Source organism: Corynebacterium sp. H130 (assembly GCF_037572395.1).
Taxonomy (GTDB): Bacteria; Actinomycetota; Actinomycetes; order Mycobacteriales; family Mycobacteriaceae; genus Corynebacterium.
The window spans coordinates 109,423-125,101 of sequence record NZ_JBBHLA010000001.1 but is presented as its reverse complement, the minus strand read 5'-3'; the positions used below and the strand labels follow the sequence as shown (position 1 = coordinate 125,101).

At 58.4% G+C, this 15,679-nt stretch carries 15 protein-coding genes and 1 tRNA gene; 10 read left to right on the top strand and 6 right to left on the bottom strand.

What is annotated here, in order from left to right:
* Positions 1-26: 26 nt before the first annotated feature.
* Positions 27-1,121: a methylmalonyl Co-A mutase-associated GTPase MeaB gene (gene meaB / locus WG939_RS00585; RefSeq protein WP_339981541.1), complete on the top strand. Its 1,095-nt coding sequence runs from the start codon at positions 27-29 to the stop codon at positions 1,119-1,121.
* Positions 1,122-1,207: 86 nt separating this feature from the next.
* Positions 1,208-1,633, top strand: coding sequence for a cupin domain-containing protein (locus tag WG939_RS00580; RefSeq protein WP_339981540.1), 426 nt, complete (start codon positions 1,208-1,210; stop codon positions 1,631-1,633).
* Here WG939_RS00580 and WG939_RS00575 read toward each other — a convergent pair whose 3' ends face one another.
* Both WG939_RS00575 and WG939_RS00570 read right to left on the bottom strand, forming a co-directional pair.
* Positions 1,634-2,191 carry a GNAT family N-acetyltransferase gene (locus WG939_RS00575; RefSeq protein ID WP_339981539.1) on the bottom strand — a complete coding sequence of 186 codons (558 nt, stop codon included), beginning with the start codon at positions 2,189-2,191 and terminating at the stop codon, positions 1,634-1,636.
* Positions 2,192-2,250: 59 nt separating this feature from the next.
* On the bottom strand, positions 2,251-3,726 hold the full coding sequence (locus WG939_RS00570) for an SDR family NAD(P)-dependent oxidoreductase (RefSeq protein WP_339981538.1): 1,476 nt from the start codon (positions 3,724-3,726) through the stop codon (positions 2,251-2,253).
* Between the two features lie 24 nt (positions 3,727-3,750).
* On the opposite strand from WG939_RS00570, the gene WG939_RS00565 reads away from it, so the two are divergent.
* Positions 3,751-5,202, top strand: a complete 1,452-nt coding sequence (locus tag WG939_RS00565) for a TPM domain-containing protein (protein ID WP_339981536.1) — start codon at positions 3,751-3,753, stop codon at positions 5,200-5,202.
* A gap of 224 nt (positions 5,203-5,426) precedes the next feature.
* Here WG939_RS00565 and WG939_RS00560 read toward each other — a convergent pair.
* A tRNA-Leu gene (locus WG939_RS00560) sits at positions 5,427-5,512 on the bottom strand.
* A gap of 124 nt (positions 5,513-5,636) precedes the next feature.
* Here WG939_RS00560 and WG939_RS00555 point away from each other — a divergent pair.
* The 4 genes from WG939_RS00555 to WG939_RS00540 are packed head-to-tail and all read left to right on the top strand — an operon-like array spanning position 5,637 to position 9,915.
* Positions 5,637-7,217: an ABC transporter ATP-binding protein gene (locus tag WG939_RS00555; protein WP_339981535.1), complete on the top strand. Its 1,581-nt coding sequence runs from the start codon at positions 5,637-5,639 to the stop codon at positions 7,215-7,217.
* Positions 7,214-8,953, top strand: coding sequence for an ABC transporter ATP-binding protein (locus WG939_RS00550; RefSeq protein ID WP_339981534.1), 1,740 nt, complete (start codon positions 7,214-7,216; stop codon positions 8,951-8,953). Before WG939_RS00555 ends, WG939_RS00550 begins: the two co-directional genes overlap by 4 nt.
* A gap of 33 nt (positions 8,954-8,986) precedes the next feature.
* On the top strand, positions 8,987-9,523 hold the full coding sequence (locus WG939_RS00545) for a YbhB/YbcL family Raf kinase inhibitor-like protein (RefSeq protein ID WP_339981533.1): 537 nt from the start codon (positions 8,987-8,989) through the stop codon (positions 9,521-9,523).
* Between the two features lie 11 nt (positions 9,524-9,534).
* The gene (locus WG939_RS00540; protein ID WP_339981532.1) at positions 9,535-9,915 is read left to right on the top strand and encodes a hypothetical protein; all 381 of its coding nucleotides are present in this window, start codon (positions 9,535-9,537) and stop codon (positions 9,913-9,915) included.
* A 3-nt stretch (positions 9,916-9,918) separates the two neighbouring features.
* Here the strand turns inward: WG939_RS00540 and WG939_RS00535 are convergent, their stop codons facing one another.
* Genes WG939_RS00535 through WG939_RS00525 form a run of 3 tightly spaced genes read right to left on the bottom strand, consistent with a single transcriptional unit; the run spans position 9,919 to position 13,051 of the window.
* Positions 9,919-11,013, bottom strand: a complete 1,095-nt coding sequence (locus tag WG939_RS00535; RefSeq protein ID WP_339981530.1) for a quinone-dependent dihydroorotate dehydrogenase — start codon at positions 11,011-11,013, stop codon at positions 9,919-9,921.
* 9 nt (positions 11,014-11,022) lie between these two features.
* Complete coding sequence (locus tag WG939_RS00530; protein WP_339981529.1) at positions 11,023-12,129, bottom strand: YncE family protein; 1,107 nt, start codon at positions 12,127-12,129, stop codon at positions 11,023-11,025.
* Between the two features lie 22 nt (positions 12,130-12,151).
* Entirely contained in the window at positions 12,152-13,051 is a 900-nt protein-coding gene (locus WG939_RS00525) for an aldo/keto reductase (protein WP_339981528.1), read from the bottom strand.
* Between the two features lie 84 nt (positions 13,052-13,135).
* Here WG939_RS00525 and WG939_RS00520 point away from each other — a divergent pair, with 84 nt between their 5' ends.
* From WG939_RS00520 to WG939_RS00510, 3 genes are read left to right on the top strand one after another with little or no spacing between them, the layout of a single operon-like run.
* A complete protein-coding gene (locus WG939_RS00520) occupies positions 13,136-13,960 on the top strand; it encodes an undecaprenyl-diphosphate phosphatase (protein WP_339982578.1) in 825 nt (274 codons plus the stop codon).
* Between the two features lie 39 nt (positions 13,961-13,999).
* Positions 14,000-15,256: a cysteine--1-D-myo-inosityl 2-amino-2-deoxy-alpha-D-glucopyranoside ligase gene (mshC, locus tag WG939_RS00515; protein WP_339981526.1), complete on the top strand. Its 1,257-nt coding sequence runs from the start codon at positions 14,000-14,002 to the stop codon at positions 15,254-15,256.
* A gap of 38 nt (positions 15,257-15,294) precedes the next feature.
* Complete coding sequence (locus WG939_RS00510; RefSeq protein ID WP_339981525.1) at positions 15,295-15,675, top strand: hypothetical protein; 381 nt, start codon at positions 15,295-15,297, stop codon at positions 15,673-15,675.
* Positions 15,676-15,679: the final 4 nt, after the last annotated feature.

The window sequence follows — 15,679 nt, the reverse complement described above, 5'->3', positions numbered from 1 at the left end:
TCGACGACCACAGGAGTGCTTCCACCATGGGACATGACTTCCTCGAGCATTCGCTCGGCTCCCTCACAACCACCGCCGGCACCGATCTGGGTGCTCAGACTGCTGTTGCTCCGGAGGTGGTCAAGCGTGCGCGGCAACGCATTGACGTCGAGAAGCTTTATGAGGGCGTGCTGGCAGGGGACCGCACCACCATCGCCCGCGCTGTGACGCTCCTCGAGTCCACTGCGCCGGCACACCGAGTCCTTGCTCAGGAGCTCCTGGTTAAGTTGTTGCCACACTCGGGCAAGGCCCTCCGAGTTGGTCTCACCGGCGTGCCGGGAGTAGGAAAGTCCACCACGATTGAATCGCTGGGCATGATGCTCATTGAGAAGGGGCATCGTGTTGCCGTGCTGGCGATTGACCCGTCGTCAACCAAGACTCGTGGCTCGATTTTGGGTGATAAGACACGCATGGCAAAGCTGTCTGCAGAGAACAATGCTTTTATTCGACCATCTCCGTCGGCGGGCACGCTTGGTGGTGTGGCGAAGGCGACTCGCGAATCCATGGTGGTCTTTGAAGCTGCTGGCTATGACGTGATCATCGTGGAGACGGTGGGCGTGGGGCAGTCCGAGGTCGCGGTATCGCAGATGGTGGACGTGTTCTGTTTCCTGGCCCTGGCTGGCGCTGGTGACCAGCTGCAGGGCATCAAGAAGGGCGTGCTCGAGATGGCGGAGATCGTGGCCATCAACAAGGCCGACGGCCCGAACCTGAAGCCAGCCAAGCGCGCTGCCCGCGAACTTGCAGCCGCAATGCGGATGGTGCGCTCCGAGAACGAGCTGTGGCATCCACCGACAATGACGATGTCTGCGGTTGAGGATGAAGGCATCGACGAGTTCTGGGGCCACATCCTGGAGCACAACAAGGTGATGCGCGAGTCTGGGCAGTTCGAGGAGCGCCGTCGCGAACAGCAAGTGGGCTGGATGTGGTCGATGGTGCACGAAACCATCCTGCAGCGTCTGAACACCAACCTGAATGTCGTTTCTGTTCGCGAAAAGGTGGAGGCGCAGCTGAGGCATGGGGAAATTACCCCAACCTTGGCGGCGGAGGAAATCTTGAGTGCGTTTGATCAGGCCATCAACTAGACATTAGAACACCCGTTCTAGCACTAACCCGAATTTTTCGTTAGGCTGATAGGTAGCACAGCCGTCGAAAAGCAAAGGAGCAAAGAATGTCTGATTTGTTGAAGGACCACGGCCCGCACCCATACGTGCTGGACATTGAAAAGGCCACGAAGGACAACGAAAACTTCCGCGACACCCTGTGGACCGGCGAGTACCTCCAGATGACTGTGATGAGCATTCCAGCTGGTGGCGAGATCGGCGCTGAGGTTCACGACGACCATGACCAGTTCCTCCGTATCGAGGCCGGCAAGGGCCACGTGATGATCGGCAAGGACGAAAACAACCTGGACATCGATCAGGTTGTCGAGGATGACTGGGCAATCTTCGTTCCTGCCGGCAAGTGGCACAACGTGGTCAATGAAGGCACCGAACCGCTCAAGGTCTACTCAATTTACGCAGCACCTGACCACAAGCCAGGCACCGTACACAAGACCAAGGAAGACGCGGACAACGATCCTAATGAGCAGCACTAATTAGCTGCAGGCTCGAACCATCCCCACTTCGTTGACCCACGGGTCACGGGTGGGGATTTCGCTTTTCACGACGAATCCAAATCGTTCGTAGAGGCGCTGAGATCCTTGTGTCGTCGCTTCCAAGTAAGTGGCGTGTCCGGTCTCGTCCGCCCGGCTCAAACCGTGTTGCAGGAGCTTGGAACCAATTCCTTGGCCTTGGGCCTTGGGGGAAACCGCCAAGGTGTACAAGTACCAGTGAGGATCCGCTGGGTGGAATTTGAGTGAGTAGGCATCACGGCGAGCCATGCGGAAACAATGTGCGCCGTACTGGTCAATGTAGCTCCGGAAATCAAACCAGGCGCCCTCCCAGGGGCGGGACCAGCACGCAGCACCAACGATTTCGCCGTCGGATTCGATGACATCGACGACGCCTTCCGGACAGTAATCCACTTCCAATTGCTTGTGGAAAATAGGCGCCAAAGCGCTCACTCGCTCAGCTTCGGACGTTGCGCGATCGAGTGCGCCGAAGCCTTTGAAGTACCGCCGGAAAGCGTCATCGTCCCAGAACGCTTCAGCCATAAGATTAGCTACAGCGGGAATATCAGAAAATTCAGCAGACCTTATCACAAAGTGCCAGGTTACCACGGGTGCGGCTGGTAGTCCTTGAGAAAGCATCCGTACAGGTCAACGCCGTTTTCGCCCTGCACAATCGGGTCGTACACGCGGGCTGCGCCGTCGACAAGGTCCAAAGGCGCCTTAAAGCCCTCCGCGGCCAAGCGCTCCTTGACCGTGTGCGGGCGTTCGTCAGTGATCCACCCGGTATCTACCGCTGTCATCAAAATGCCGTGTTTGAACAGCTCACCAGCAGCAGTACGAGTGAGCATGTTCAGAGCTGCCTTCGACATGTTGGTGTGCGGATGGCCAGGCCCTTTGTAGCCCCGACCAAATACGCCCTCCATAGCTGAGACATTCACGACATATTTCCGTCGCGCCTTCGAAGCCTCAAGGGCAGGGCGCAGTCGATTAACCAGGATGAACGGTGCCGTTTGGTTGCACAGCTGCACTTCGAGCAGTTCCATCGGATCGACTTCGCCGATGGTCGCCACCCAAGAATTGTGGTCGACCAAGTCGGGGATGAGTCCGCCTGCATCGATGGCTGTTCCATCTTTTACCCGCTCCAGAGACGCCGAGCCGCCCACCATGGCATCACGCGCCAACAATTCCGCATGGGACTGGCCTTTGCCGGACACGAGAGCTGCCGGGTGTACATCGGAGGTGCGACCAATCGCCACCATGTCGACATCCTGCTGCGCCCCTTCCAACGGCGCACTTTCCGCGTCAACCAGGCCAGAGTAGGCGCCGGGGGAGCGTCGCACGGTTTGCGCTGCGTTGTTAATCAAGATGTCGAGCGGACCTTCGGCCGCAACGTGATCAGCAAAATCAGCGACTTGCCCCGGGTTTCGCAGGTCAATGCCCACGATGTGCAGTCGTTCGAGCCAGCCGTCACTATCTCCGACGGCCGTAAAACGCCGTACCGCGTCCTTTGGAAAACGCGTCGTGATGGTGAGATCGGCCCCATCACGCAACAGCTTCAGGGCAATGTACATGCCGATCTTTGCCCGGCCACCGGTCAAAACCGCCCGTCGGCCCGTGAGATCAACCCGCGCGTCCCGGCGGGCGCGGTTGTCCGCTGCACAATCTGGGCACAGTTGATGATGGAAAGAGTCAACGAGGGTGTATGGCCGCTTGCACACATAGCAGTTTTGAGATCTGTAGAGCTTGCCTGCCCAGCCATGTGGCGTAGCAACTGCGCCTCTCTCCAGGGCCACGGGTTCAGCGCCGGCGGGCCGAACGAGGAGGCCTGCGGTCTCGTCGTCGATACGCTGCGGGTTCGCGGTCGCGGTACGTGCCAACACAGCCTCATCTGCTTCCCGACGCGCACGCTTCGCCTCCGCCCGCCGCTGGCGCTTGACCTCTTTGAAAAGCTTCCCGACAGCGCGTTGCAGCGTGATTGAGTCTTCACTCGTCGGGTCCAGTGAACCGGCCTCGTCCAGAACTTTGAGGCAGATTGCCAGTTCGTCGGGATCGATCATCATGCCCATAGTCAACCACATCGCTATCGGCCTACAGTGGAAGGCATGAAGCCGAAAATGATGTTCGTTGCGACCGCTCTCGCCACAGTCCTCCTCGGCGGAGGTGCGGCCGCGACGGCATATTCACTGGTCGATGTCCCCGATCAATCGACATATGAAATCTCCGCTCCCACACAACAAGGGGTGGCGCACGCCGAGGTCCACGACCCCCACGACGTGCTCAGTGCCGAAGACGAACAACGCATGCTTCGCGACGTGCAGCAGCTCACCATCCCAACTGAAGTGGAACAGATCCACTACATCGTGTTCAAAAACAACCGCAACAATGTCAACGATTCTGTGGAGGAATACCTTCGCGACAACAAGCCCGAGATTATTGGCGCTGAAAAATACACAGACGGCGTTTTGATCGTGGGCGTCGGCCTCGATCCCCGGAAAGCGTTCGTGGGAGCAGGGGAGGATGTCGCTCGTTTGCTCACGCTCCACAAAGGGGACACAAACCTCGAACGCTCCCTCGACGCGATTAAGCCCGGTGTGAAGGACGGCAATATTCCGGCGGGCCTTCTTGCAGGTGTAAGGCAGGCAACGGACGTCGAAAAGCTTGGGCAAGCTCGCTACGACTCGCAAGTGGAAAACCGCACCATCACCACTGCGGTCACTGGTCTGACCACCGCAGGTGGCGTCATGCTCGGCGCGGGAATAGTCTCGGCTCGGCGCAAAAAGCGCGAGAAGCAATTGGCTGAGGCTCGCGAAAACCTCGCCTTCGTTTCCAAGGAATATGGCGCGCTCGCGTCCCGCCTTGATGGAATAGACATCCGTGCCCACTCTCTTTCCTCACCTTTGGCCCACCACACGATGCGGCAACAGTGGGGCGACGTGCGAGATCGCTTCCTCAAGCTGCACGACGCTGTGGACAGTTTCGGGAACCTTTCTCCATCTTCAGACCCTGAGTTGATCTTGACCCAGGCTCCCAAAATCAACGAGGCTGCGACGGTCGCACGACAAGTCGGCTACGCGGAGGAGAACATCGACGTGCTGTTTAAGCTCGAGCACGGGGATGCTGCGACACGCAGGACTCAGGCCTCCGATCTCTTGTCCGACATTGACGAGGCACTTGCGACAGTCTCAGACTCCTCGGGCGGCCTGTACATGTCGCTCACCGAATCGAAGCAGGAAGCCACTGCGCTTGCCTCTGCTCCAACTGCACCCGACTTTTTGGAGCGCTACGCACGCTTGCTGGAAAAGTACCAGCGGGCGTTGGTGATCTTGAAGAACCAACAGCTTGCAGACGTTAAAGAACCGACTACTGCGCCAACCGCGCCCGCCATCTACGATGCCAACTACCGACCGGGTTACGGTTACGCAGACTTCGTGCCGTTCTGGGCTCTCAGCTCGTGGCATTCCACTGAAGTTGCGGCTCAAGAGGCTTCAGCGTCGAGCGTCAATTCGTCCTATAGCTCTGGTTTCAGTGGGGCAGGCGGGTCCTCGAGCTTTTAGAGTGCCTTGCCTTCAGACTTCAGATTCCTCCGACGTCCAGTCACCCCGGAGGAATCTGACCTCTTGGGTACATTCCTCCCGGATAGCACACTTGCCTGCAGGGCAAACCTTCTGAAAGGCCGGGGAAATCTACACCCGGTCTCAAATTCCTCCGGGCTCTGTCCCAAAGACGAATCAGCAACAAGAAAACCCCGGTTCATGATGAACTGGGGTTTTGAAGATTGTGCCCGAGGGGGGACTTGAACCCCCACGTCCATTAGTAGGACACTAGCACCTCAAGCTAGCGCGTCTGCCATTCCGCCACCCGGGCTGGGTTTTGTTTTCAGCCTTTCGGCTGGGCACTCGTAAACAATAGCCCGAAAGTTCAAACAAAAACAAATCTGCAGGTCAAGTAGAGTTTCATCGTTGCAATTTTGGCGGTAATGTGTGGGTTCATGTTCACTCATCCAGCGAAGGTTCCTAAGCCTTTGAAGACGTGGTCATGGTTCGTACCAGAAACGCCTGGCGCAACCACGACGTCGATGTTCGCCGGCAAGCGCACGCCGAGGGGTTTGGTGTTTCGCACTCTGGTGAGCCATCGCAGGGCCTTTTGGCTGCTGGTTGGTTGTTGGATATTTTCCGCCGCCAATGCGACCGTCATGTCTCGACTCATTGGTTTTGGCCTAGACAAGGTCATCCCACATGGACAGTTCACGCAGGTGGCAAGCCTAGTGGGTGCGGTGGCTCTCACGATGCTGCTGATGTTCATTGTTGATGCCACAGGGGATTCCTTGACCACGCTGTCGAGCGCTCGCGTTGCACACGATCTTCGCCTCGAGTCGATTGCCACGCTGGTGAGAAGTAGAGTCCAGCACACCCCGGGCGAGCTTTTGAACACCGTAGATGAGGATGTTCAGCAGCTCGGCGAAGTAAAGCAGGTGCTGAATTTTCCGCTGGTCATGGTGACTTATCTCGCCTCTTCGGCAACGGTCATCGGCACTTTCTCAATGTCACTCGCAGGGATTGTCTTGCTAGGTGGCGTGGGCACTGCAGTGGCCTCGTATTTCACGGGTAAGGCAATTTCGAAGGTGTCGAGTGATCGGCGCGCTGCGGAGGCGAAGTCCATTTCTTTGGCCACTGACTTCGCACAGGGCTCTAGAGTTCTTAAAGGCCTCGGTGCTGTGGGGGAGAGCGAACGCACGTTTTCGAATGCTGCGAGAGGCGCTTTGGACGTCATGATCAAGGACGCCCGGATTGCCGCGATTTCGACGTTCTTGCGACAGGTTGTGCCCCTTATTGCCAACATCACGGTGCTGGCCATCGCTGGCTGGTACGCGGTGTCTGGGCGCATTTCGGCCGGTGAGTTCTTTACCGTCACGCTGCTTGCTCCACCTGCGCTGACGGTCACTGGGCATGCGTTGGGCTTCTTCACCGAGTACTGGGCCCGTGCCCATGCTTCGGCTGCCAGAATCGAAGAATTGATCGTTGATTCTGACCACGTAACCAGCGCCCAGTCAGTGTCGGAATCAAAACGTTGCGGTCTTGAGGTCTGGCACGCGTCTACCGAACGTGGTCGGCGCAGCCTTGAGGCGGAGCTTCAACAGCTGGGCGGAGTGCACGCTCCGCACTCAGCCAATGTGTTTGAGGGAACGTTGTCCGACAACGTCGATCCAACTGGCAACGCCCCCGCGGTCTTTGATGCGATCCGAGCTGCTGCTTGTGGCGACATCGTTCGCCGACTGGGCGGATTTGGCCCCGACAACAGTCTGCCGGACGCACCAATCGGGGAGGCTGGACTGAACCTTTCTGGAGGGCAACGACAGCGTGTGGCCTTGGCTAGAGTGCTCGCACTGGATCCTCAGGTTCTTGTCCTCGATGACCCGACTACCGGACTTGATTCCGTCACTTTGGAGGCGGTGGCCCAGAATGTGGCGCAGCTGCGCAAGCACCGGCTGACCATTGTGCTCACCACCTCCAGGGGCTGGAGAGCTGTTGCGGACACGATTCGGGATTTTGACCAGGAGGTGGGGAAGTGAAACCGGCGTCGATAAGCGACATTGGGCGCTACCTACAGACCCTTCCGGAGCGTCCGCACGCGCGCTGGTGGTTGGCCGCCGGCGTGGTATTTGTGGGCACGCTGACGGCGATGATGGGTACGACGGCGGCGATCGGCAAGCTTGTCGACGTCATAGCCCGCGCCGACACCAGTTCTTACGCCCTGCTCATCACCTTCATTGGTCTTGGGCTCACGATCGAAGCAGCGGGTCGAGCTAGCGCCCAATACCTGCTTCAATCGCGAGCAAGACGGCTTTCTGTGGGTGTACGCGAGGCAGCACTTTCTGCCGCGCTACGCGCACCGGTCCCGGACATGTTGGAACTCGGGACGGGTAACGTCATATCGCGATTGACCAAGGACATCGATGCTGCCGTTCGCATGGTCAATGCGATGGGCGTTCGCATCGTAATCACGGCCCTGATGTTTCCCTTCACCTTCGTGTCGCTGGTGATCGTCCACTGGAGTTACGGTGTGATGTTCATCCTCGTGGGCGTTTTGATTTACCCGCTGGCCCAAGCGAATCTGGCGTTGCTGCCGGATGCCTCAAATCGGGTGGCTGACAGGGATGCTGCGCGAAATAATCAGCTGCTCGACACCATCCGGGGCCTGCCGACTCTGCGCGCCCTTGGGCTCGAAAGCTGGGCTACAACAAGGTTCAAGAATTCTTCCTGGGCGTCGGTCCGCGAGACCGCGCGGCGCGAGCCCCTTTTCAACCGCCTCACTGCCCACGGTGTGCTCGCCTACGGTGGTTTGGTCGTGTTCTGCTTCGCGCTTTCCGCTTTTCACGTGAAGACCGGGGCGTTGTCCCTTGGCGAGGCGTCCACGGCAATGCTGCTGATCTCCCGCATGGAGGTCCATGTCTTCAACGTCATGTACTTCGCAGGCGAAATTCAAAACGCTATGACCTGCCTGGGGCGCGCCGTCGCGCTGGCGAAGCTCAAGACACCCCAGCGTGTTGATCCTGCTCCGCTAACCACCAGCCCAGAGATCAAAATTGAGGATCTGACCTTTGGGTACCCTGGGGGCGCGCCAATTCTGTCCGGGCTAAACCTCAAGTTAACCCCCGGAACCACCACGGCTCTCGTGGGGGCCTCTGGCGCTGGCAAGTCAACGCTGGCAGGCCTCATTGCGGGCCTCCAACGTCCGACGTCAGGTCGTATCCTCATCGACGGAATCGACACCGCTGAGGTGTCCGACGCTTGGGTGTCCCAGCAGGTTGTTCTCATCAGTCAGGAAGTGCACATCTTTTCAGGCACGCTTGCCGACGACCTCCGGCTCGCCGCCCGCAATGCCTCAGACGCAGACCTGTTAGCAGCGCTTGCCGAGGTAGGCCTGACTGAGGATTCAGCAGCCTGGCGCCGCTGGTTCTCGCAGGGCCTGGGTACGCCAGTGGGGGCTGGTAACAACGAGTTGCCACCAGAAGTCCAGCAGCAGATTTCACTGGCGAGGATCATTTTGCTCGATCCGCCCGCGCTCCTCATGGACGAAGCAACTGCCGAAGCCGGAAGCGAGAACGCTCGTTCCTTGGAGCGGGCTGCGACGGCTGTGGCACATGGTCGCACGTCGTTGGTAGTTGCCCACAGGCTTGACCAAGCACGTGCCGCGGATCGAATCATCGTCATGGAAGAAGGGGCGATTCTAGAAGACGGCACCCACGATGAGCTGCTTGCTTTGGGCGGCCGTTACGCCCGGCTATACCAAAAGTGGGAATCCTAGCGAATGTGACCTAGTCGCAGGTATAAGGGAAGTATGACTTCCTACACTGATTCCCGCTTTCCTGGCCCCGATCCCTACGCCCCTCTTGGCGACAAGCCAAGCTTTCCACTGAGCTCGACTGACTTTGTCGATGGTGGCACCTTCAAGCCCGAACAACTGGGCGGCACGGATATTTCCCCACAGCTGAAGTGGTCGGATCTTCCGGAGGGCACCAAGTCAATTGCCATCACTTGCTTTGATCCAGACGCTCCAACCGGTTCTGGCTTCTGGCACTGGGCAGTCTTCAACATCCCAGCAACCGTCAGCGAGATTCCGACTGGCGCCGGCGACGAAACCCTCGGCGGCATCGAAGGGGTAGTCACTCTCAAGGGCGATTCGGGCAAGCGTGGCTACTATGGCCCTAATCCACCTGCAGGTCATGCCCCACACCGCTACCTTTTCGCGGTGCACGCCCTGGACGTCGAAAAGCTCGATATCCCAGCTGACGCTACCCCCACCGTGCTGGGCTTCAACCTATACTTCCACACCCTCGGCCGCGCTATTACCTGGGGCTGGCACGAAAACCACTAAGCTCATCACCCATGAGTGATGTAGCTTACACTGCAAGCCTTCCTGTGCCCCTGCGCGTCGGTGGCGCCTTCATGGCGATCGCGATTGTGCTCGCGATCTTCACCTTCGTTGCCGTGGTGACGGAAGGCTTTCTTGCTCCTTTTGCTGTGACACCGCGTTTCTTGCTGATCGTGGCAGCAGGAGCGATTCTCGGGGCTTTCGGGATGACCGTACCAGGCAGGCCACGCAGTGCATGGAGTGTCTTTGCCCTCATCGTCGCGCTCATGCTCGTGGTGGGTGGCAGGTTCATCCCCAACGAGCCTCTGCACGTAATGGAGCAGTTCTGGCTGCCCGCCTATGCCATCGCCGCGTTACTCTGCGGATTGATCCTTAGGCGCGCAGCCGCACGTTAACTTCTAACGGTTCTCGCTGCCCACTGCTTCGGAGATGTTTCGGAAGCCGTTCTCGCGCAGCTTTTCCGCGATTCCGAGGTGGATATCCCGGATCCAATCCGGACCTCCGTAGATGAACGGAGTGTAGCCCTGCAGCAGGGTTGCGCCAGCGCAGATGCGTTCCCATGCGTCCTCCGGCGTCACAATGCCGCCAACGGAAATCAGGACGATCTTGTCTCCGACGCGGGTGTAGAGGCGACGCAGGACCTCCAGCGAACGCTCATTGAGAGGTGCGCCCGAAATTCCGCCCGCACCAAGCTTCTCGACGTCGGAGAGTGGCGTCGTGAGGCCCTCGCGAGAAATCGTGGTGTTAGTGGCTACGATGCCCGCCAAACCCAATTCGACGGCAAGATCTGCGACTGCGTCGATATCCTCATCCAACAAGTCCGGAGCAATCTTGACCAGTACTGGGGAGGAGGTCGACTCGAGCACAGCGCTCAAGATTGGACGCAGTGATTCCACAGCCTGTAGATCGCGCAGGCCAGGAGTATTTGGCGAAGACACATTCACAACAAGAAAGTCGGCCAAGTCCCCAAGGAGGGAGGCAGAGGCTCGATAATCGGACACTGCGTCCTCGGCTGGCACGACCTTGGTCTTGCCGATATTGATGCCAACGATATCCGTGGACTTGCGACGTCGCAGCTGCTCAGCAGCGAAAGCAGCGCCCTTGTTGTTAAAGCCCATTCGGTTCAAGATGGCCTTATCCGCAGGCAAGCGGAACAGACGCGGAGTTGGGTTTCCTGGCTGCGCCTGTGCAGTGACCGTGCCGAGCTCGGCATAGCCAAAACCTAGTGGTGCCCAGGCATCGGCACAGGTGGCATTCTTGTCAAAGCCAGCGGCCAGGCCTAGTGGACGCGGGAACTTAACCCCGAACACAGTCTGTTCGAGAATTGGATCGTGAACCGCTAGCACTTTTTCCATGCCACGGTTGATTGGAGTGGCGCCATGCAGAACTTGCAGCGCCTGCACCATCAGGATGTGGATACGCTCTGGCTTGAGCCGAAACATGGTGTGCAGGGCAAGCTCGTAGGCTTTTGTGCGCAGCGGGTGTGGTTTCACGATAGTTCCTTAATCGAGTTTGAGATCCTGCGACTTGATTACCTGCAGGCCATCTCCGGAATCGGAAAGAGCATAGATGGTGCCATCAGCGTCAATGGTCATGCTTCGCACATTGGCAACGGAAGACACTGAGCCTTGCAGCTCAGGAACGCCCGAGCTAAGGCGGAAAGCTTGAATGCGGTTGGTTTCGTTGGATGCAATCCACGCTAGCTTGCGGTGCGGATCCCACGCCACTGCCCACGGTGACTTCTCGGTGGCGATTGTTTGGTGAAGCATCAAGATATCGTCATCGGTGTATACCCCGAGCTGATGGCCTAGCGCATCGGCGGCGAGGAACAGCCCATTCTCACCTGCCGCAATCGACCCAACTCCAACACCCATGCGTAGCGCGCCACCTGGGCGGTTCTCTTTAAAGTCCACGCCCTGGATAACGGTCTTTTCCCGGTCGATGAAGACCACTCCGTCCCGAGTGCCGTCCACAGCACTCGCCACGATTTGGTGTGCCTTGCGGGAGGTTGCGATCTTCTTCACATTCGAGGAGTCCGTTCCACGGAACACATGAACGTCCGGCTGCTCTGAACTGCCACCGATTACTTCTCCAGTGGAGGTAAGTGCCGCCGAGGTAAACGGAACATCGGCGCGACGAGTGTTGTCGAGCTTCGGGTTCTTCGCGTCAATGAGATAAATGACGCCACCACCAGCGCCACCCAAAATCGGAACAGGACATGGCAGCACAAAGGTGTCGCCGGTGACAGTCAGATCGCCGCAGCGGGAATTGATCTCGATGTGTTCGGCGGAATTGGTACGGAACTTGTCGACGGTGCCAATGGCCAGCGTATCCCCACTGCGCACAGCAAGCACGTCGCCGGCCAATTCCACATCTTTGGCCTTGGAGAGAGGGCCCTCGAGCTTCAAAACTTCGCCCGCCGGGTTATCAGCTGCTGGGGAAGCTGCTGGAGTGGCATTGCCAAGTGCCCCAGAGACCGTCTGGCCCGATCCAGCTTGCTGTTCCGCCTGCTTCTGCGGATCTTGCACGTTTGGGGGAGTACAGGATGCCAGCGCACAGGTGCTGGCCGCCAGCAGGGCTACGACGGAACGACGGAGGGAATTCTTCACGGCTCCTAAGGTTACCAGAGGGTTACAGCGCTGAGATGTCGTCGAGGGCTGCGACAATGGCCGCTGGCAGGCTGCTCGTTGCGGCTGGCAAAATGTCTGCAAGTTGGCCGGGTTCGGTAATGCTCACCAGAGCTGAGCTGACCCCCGGACGCGCCTGCGTCCACGCGAGGGCTGCTGTGGCTGGAGATATTCCCAGACCCGCGGCCGCGGTGCCCAAGGCGTCGACAATGCGCGCGCTTCTCTCGTCCAACCTGGTGTGGATGGCAGCGTCCACGGGTGCCGATCCATCACGGTATTTGCCAGTGAGGATCCCTTGTGCCAACGAAGAACTGGCGATAAAACCAACTCCGAGGTGCTGCGATGCCGGAAGCAATTCCTGCTCGGCTGTGCGATCAAGCAAGTTGTACTCGGACTGCGCAACGCTCACCCACGGGCTGTAAGAGACGGCCAGTTGCCAACCCGAATAGTCCCGGACTCCCGCATAGTGGGCCTTTCCAGAACGCACGATCAGGTCAAGCGTGTCCTTCACCTCTTCAGGAGGGGTGTGTTCATCCCAATATTCGACACTGAAAATATCCAGGCAGTCAGTGCTGAGTTCCTGCAAGGTTCGGTCGATCGCTGCGATGAGCGACTTGCGAGAGCAATCAACTCGGGCACCTAGTGGCGCCTCAGGGCGAACTCCAGCTGAAGCAGACAGCACAATCTCATCGCGAGGGAAGTCGGAAAGCACGGCGCCAAGTAAGCGCACGGCGGCTCCTGAATTGGTGGACAGGGAAGCGTCGATAAGCGTGCCACCCGCCCCGAGGAAGCCCGCGACGATGTCACGCACCGTTTCCACTGACATGTGCTGATCCCACGCCCGCGTGCCGAGGCCGATGTTGGATACTTTTAGACCGCTGCGTCCAAGTTGTCGCCTGATCATAGCCATCAACGATACGTATCCGCGGTGTCAAAGGAGAAAAGGCGCTGCTTGGGGACTACAGTTGTCCGGGTGAATACAGAAGCTATGTCGTGGTCACAGACTATCGTTTTGTCCATTGTGCAAGGCCTGACCGAATTTTTGCCGGTCAGTTCCTCCGGCCATTTGCGCATCATTTCAACATTGTTCTGGGGTCAAGACGCCGGAGCGTCCTTCACTGCGGTAATTCAGCTCGGCACCGAAGCGGCAGTGCTCGTGTACTTCGCGCGCGATATTTTCAACATCGCCAAGGGATGGCTGCAAGGCCTGTTTGATAAGTCCAAGCGCGGCTTCGACTACCGCATGGGCTGGATGGTCATTGTTGGTACGCTGCCGGTCGCGATCCTCGGATACCTGGGCAAGGACTTGATCCGCGACAATCTGCGCAACATGTGGATCACCGCAACCGTGCTGGTGCTGTTCTCATTTGTCTTCATCGCAGCTGAAAGACTGGGCTCCAAGAAGCGTTCCTTCGAGGAACTGACCATGAAAGACGCCATCATCATGGGCTTGGCACAATGTCTCGCACTGATCCCAGGCGTTTCTCGCTCGGGTGGCACCGTCGCCGCCGGTTTGTTCACCGGCCTGAACCGTGAAGTTGCAGCGCGATTTTCCTTCCTGCTCGCCATCCCGGCAGTGCTCGCCTCAGGTCTCTTCTCGCTTCCCGACGCCTTCGCCCCAGAAGCCGGCCAGGCAGCCTCCGGCGCACAACTGCTGGTGGGCACACTTATTGCATTTGGCCTCGGCTATGCCTCGATTGCGTGGTTGCTGAAGTTCGTGTCCCATCACTCCTTCTCTTGGTTCGCGGCTTACCGTATTCCAGCTGGTCTCGCAGTGATGGCGTTGCTTGCTCTTGGGGTATTGCAGCCCTAATTTTCGCGGTGCCTGAGCCTAAGCAGCTAAGGTTGAATCATGCATTCGTGGTCATGTCCAGAAGTTCCTCGCCTTGATTCATCCTTGGGAAAGCCCGTACCGCTCGTGCTTTTCGATACCGCTGACCAGGACTACGTTCCGGTCAACGCCCGCGATGGCAAGGTCGGGATGTATGTCTGTGGCATCACCCCTTACGACGCAACGCATCTTGGCCACGCAGCAACCTATCTCGCGTTTGACCTCGCGTACCGTCAGTTGCTTGATAACGGTCACGAGGTCACCTACGTACAGAACATCACGGATGTAGATGACCCGTTGTTCGAGCGTGCTGAGCGCGATGGGGTTGATTGGAAAGAGCTCGGAACCAGTCAGATTGATCTGTTCCGCTCCGACATGGCCGAGCTCGAGGTCCTACCACCGCAGCACTATGTGGGCGTTATGGATGCCGTGGACGAGGTAATCCAGATGGTGCAGGGGCTGCTGGACAACGGCAGCGCTTACCAAATCGAAGGCGACGAATACCCAGACATCTACGCGTCCATCGAAGCCACCGAGAGCTTCGGCTACGAGTCGAACTATGACCGACAGACCATGGACAAGTTCTTTGCTGAGCGCGGCGGCGATCCACAGCGCCCAGGGAAGAAAGATCCCCTTGACGCCTTGATTTGGCGGGCAGCTAGGGAAGGGGAGCCGTCGTGGGAAGCCCCGTTCGGCCGGGGACGCCCGGGCTGGCATATTGAGTGTTCCGCCATCGCAACCAACAGACTCGGACCCCATTTCGCGATCCAGGGTGGCGGTAGTGACCTGATCTTCCCGCATCACGAGTTCTCTGCTGCCCACGCGGAGGCCTTGCATGGGGAACCACGCATGGCCGACATTTACGCTCACACCGGCATGATTTCCCTTGATGGCGTGAAGATGTCCAAGTCTCTGGGCAACTTGGTCTTCGTTTCCAAGCTCACCGCGGCAGGCCATGATCCGAGCGCCATTCGTCTCGGTGTTTTCGCAGGCCATTACCGCAGTGATCGTGACTGGTCAGATGCCGTTCTCACCACTGCTGAAATGCGATTGGAGCATTGGCGCACCGCGATTCGTAGTGCACGAAACGTCGAGACGGCTAAGGCGCTCGTTGCCGAGCTGCGCAGCGCTTTGGCGGATGATCTTGACACGCCACGCGCCCTCGCAGCTGTTGATTCTTGGGCTGTCAGCGTCTCCGATGAGGACAGCGGAGAGGTATCCGAAGCTGGCGACATCGTGCGAACTGCGGTTCATGCTCTGCTTGGAATTCGGCTGTAATCCAGCACACGCGCCCGTTTTAGGGAACAATGAAAGTCATGAGCATTCGCGCAGATTTTCAGCCAGAAGTTGACGAGTTCCTTTCCAATCTCGAAGAGTTTGCTACCGGTTCCTACCTGCGTGAGGACGAACGCGAATTCTGGGATCAGCCTTTTGATCCTGCAGTACTGCCAGAGCTTCGCACCATCTTGGAAGCGTTCCTGGACGAACTGGATGCCCTGCCAGCTGAACCAGATGCAGACGCTGTGACCGCACTGGTAGGCGCCACTGTCTCTGCCATTGACGCTTTCAACGCAAAACATGAAGACGCAGTGGTTGAGCCGGAGGAACGCGAGGAACTGAACGCCATGTTCCGCAAGGCCGTCGCGGCATCTCCTGCAGATGCTGACGCGATTTCTTCACTTCCAGAACTGGAATAGTCTA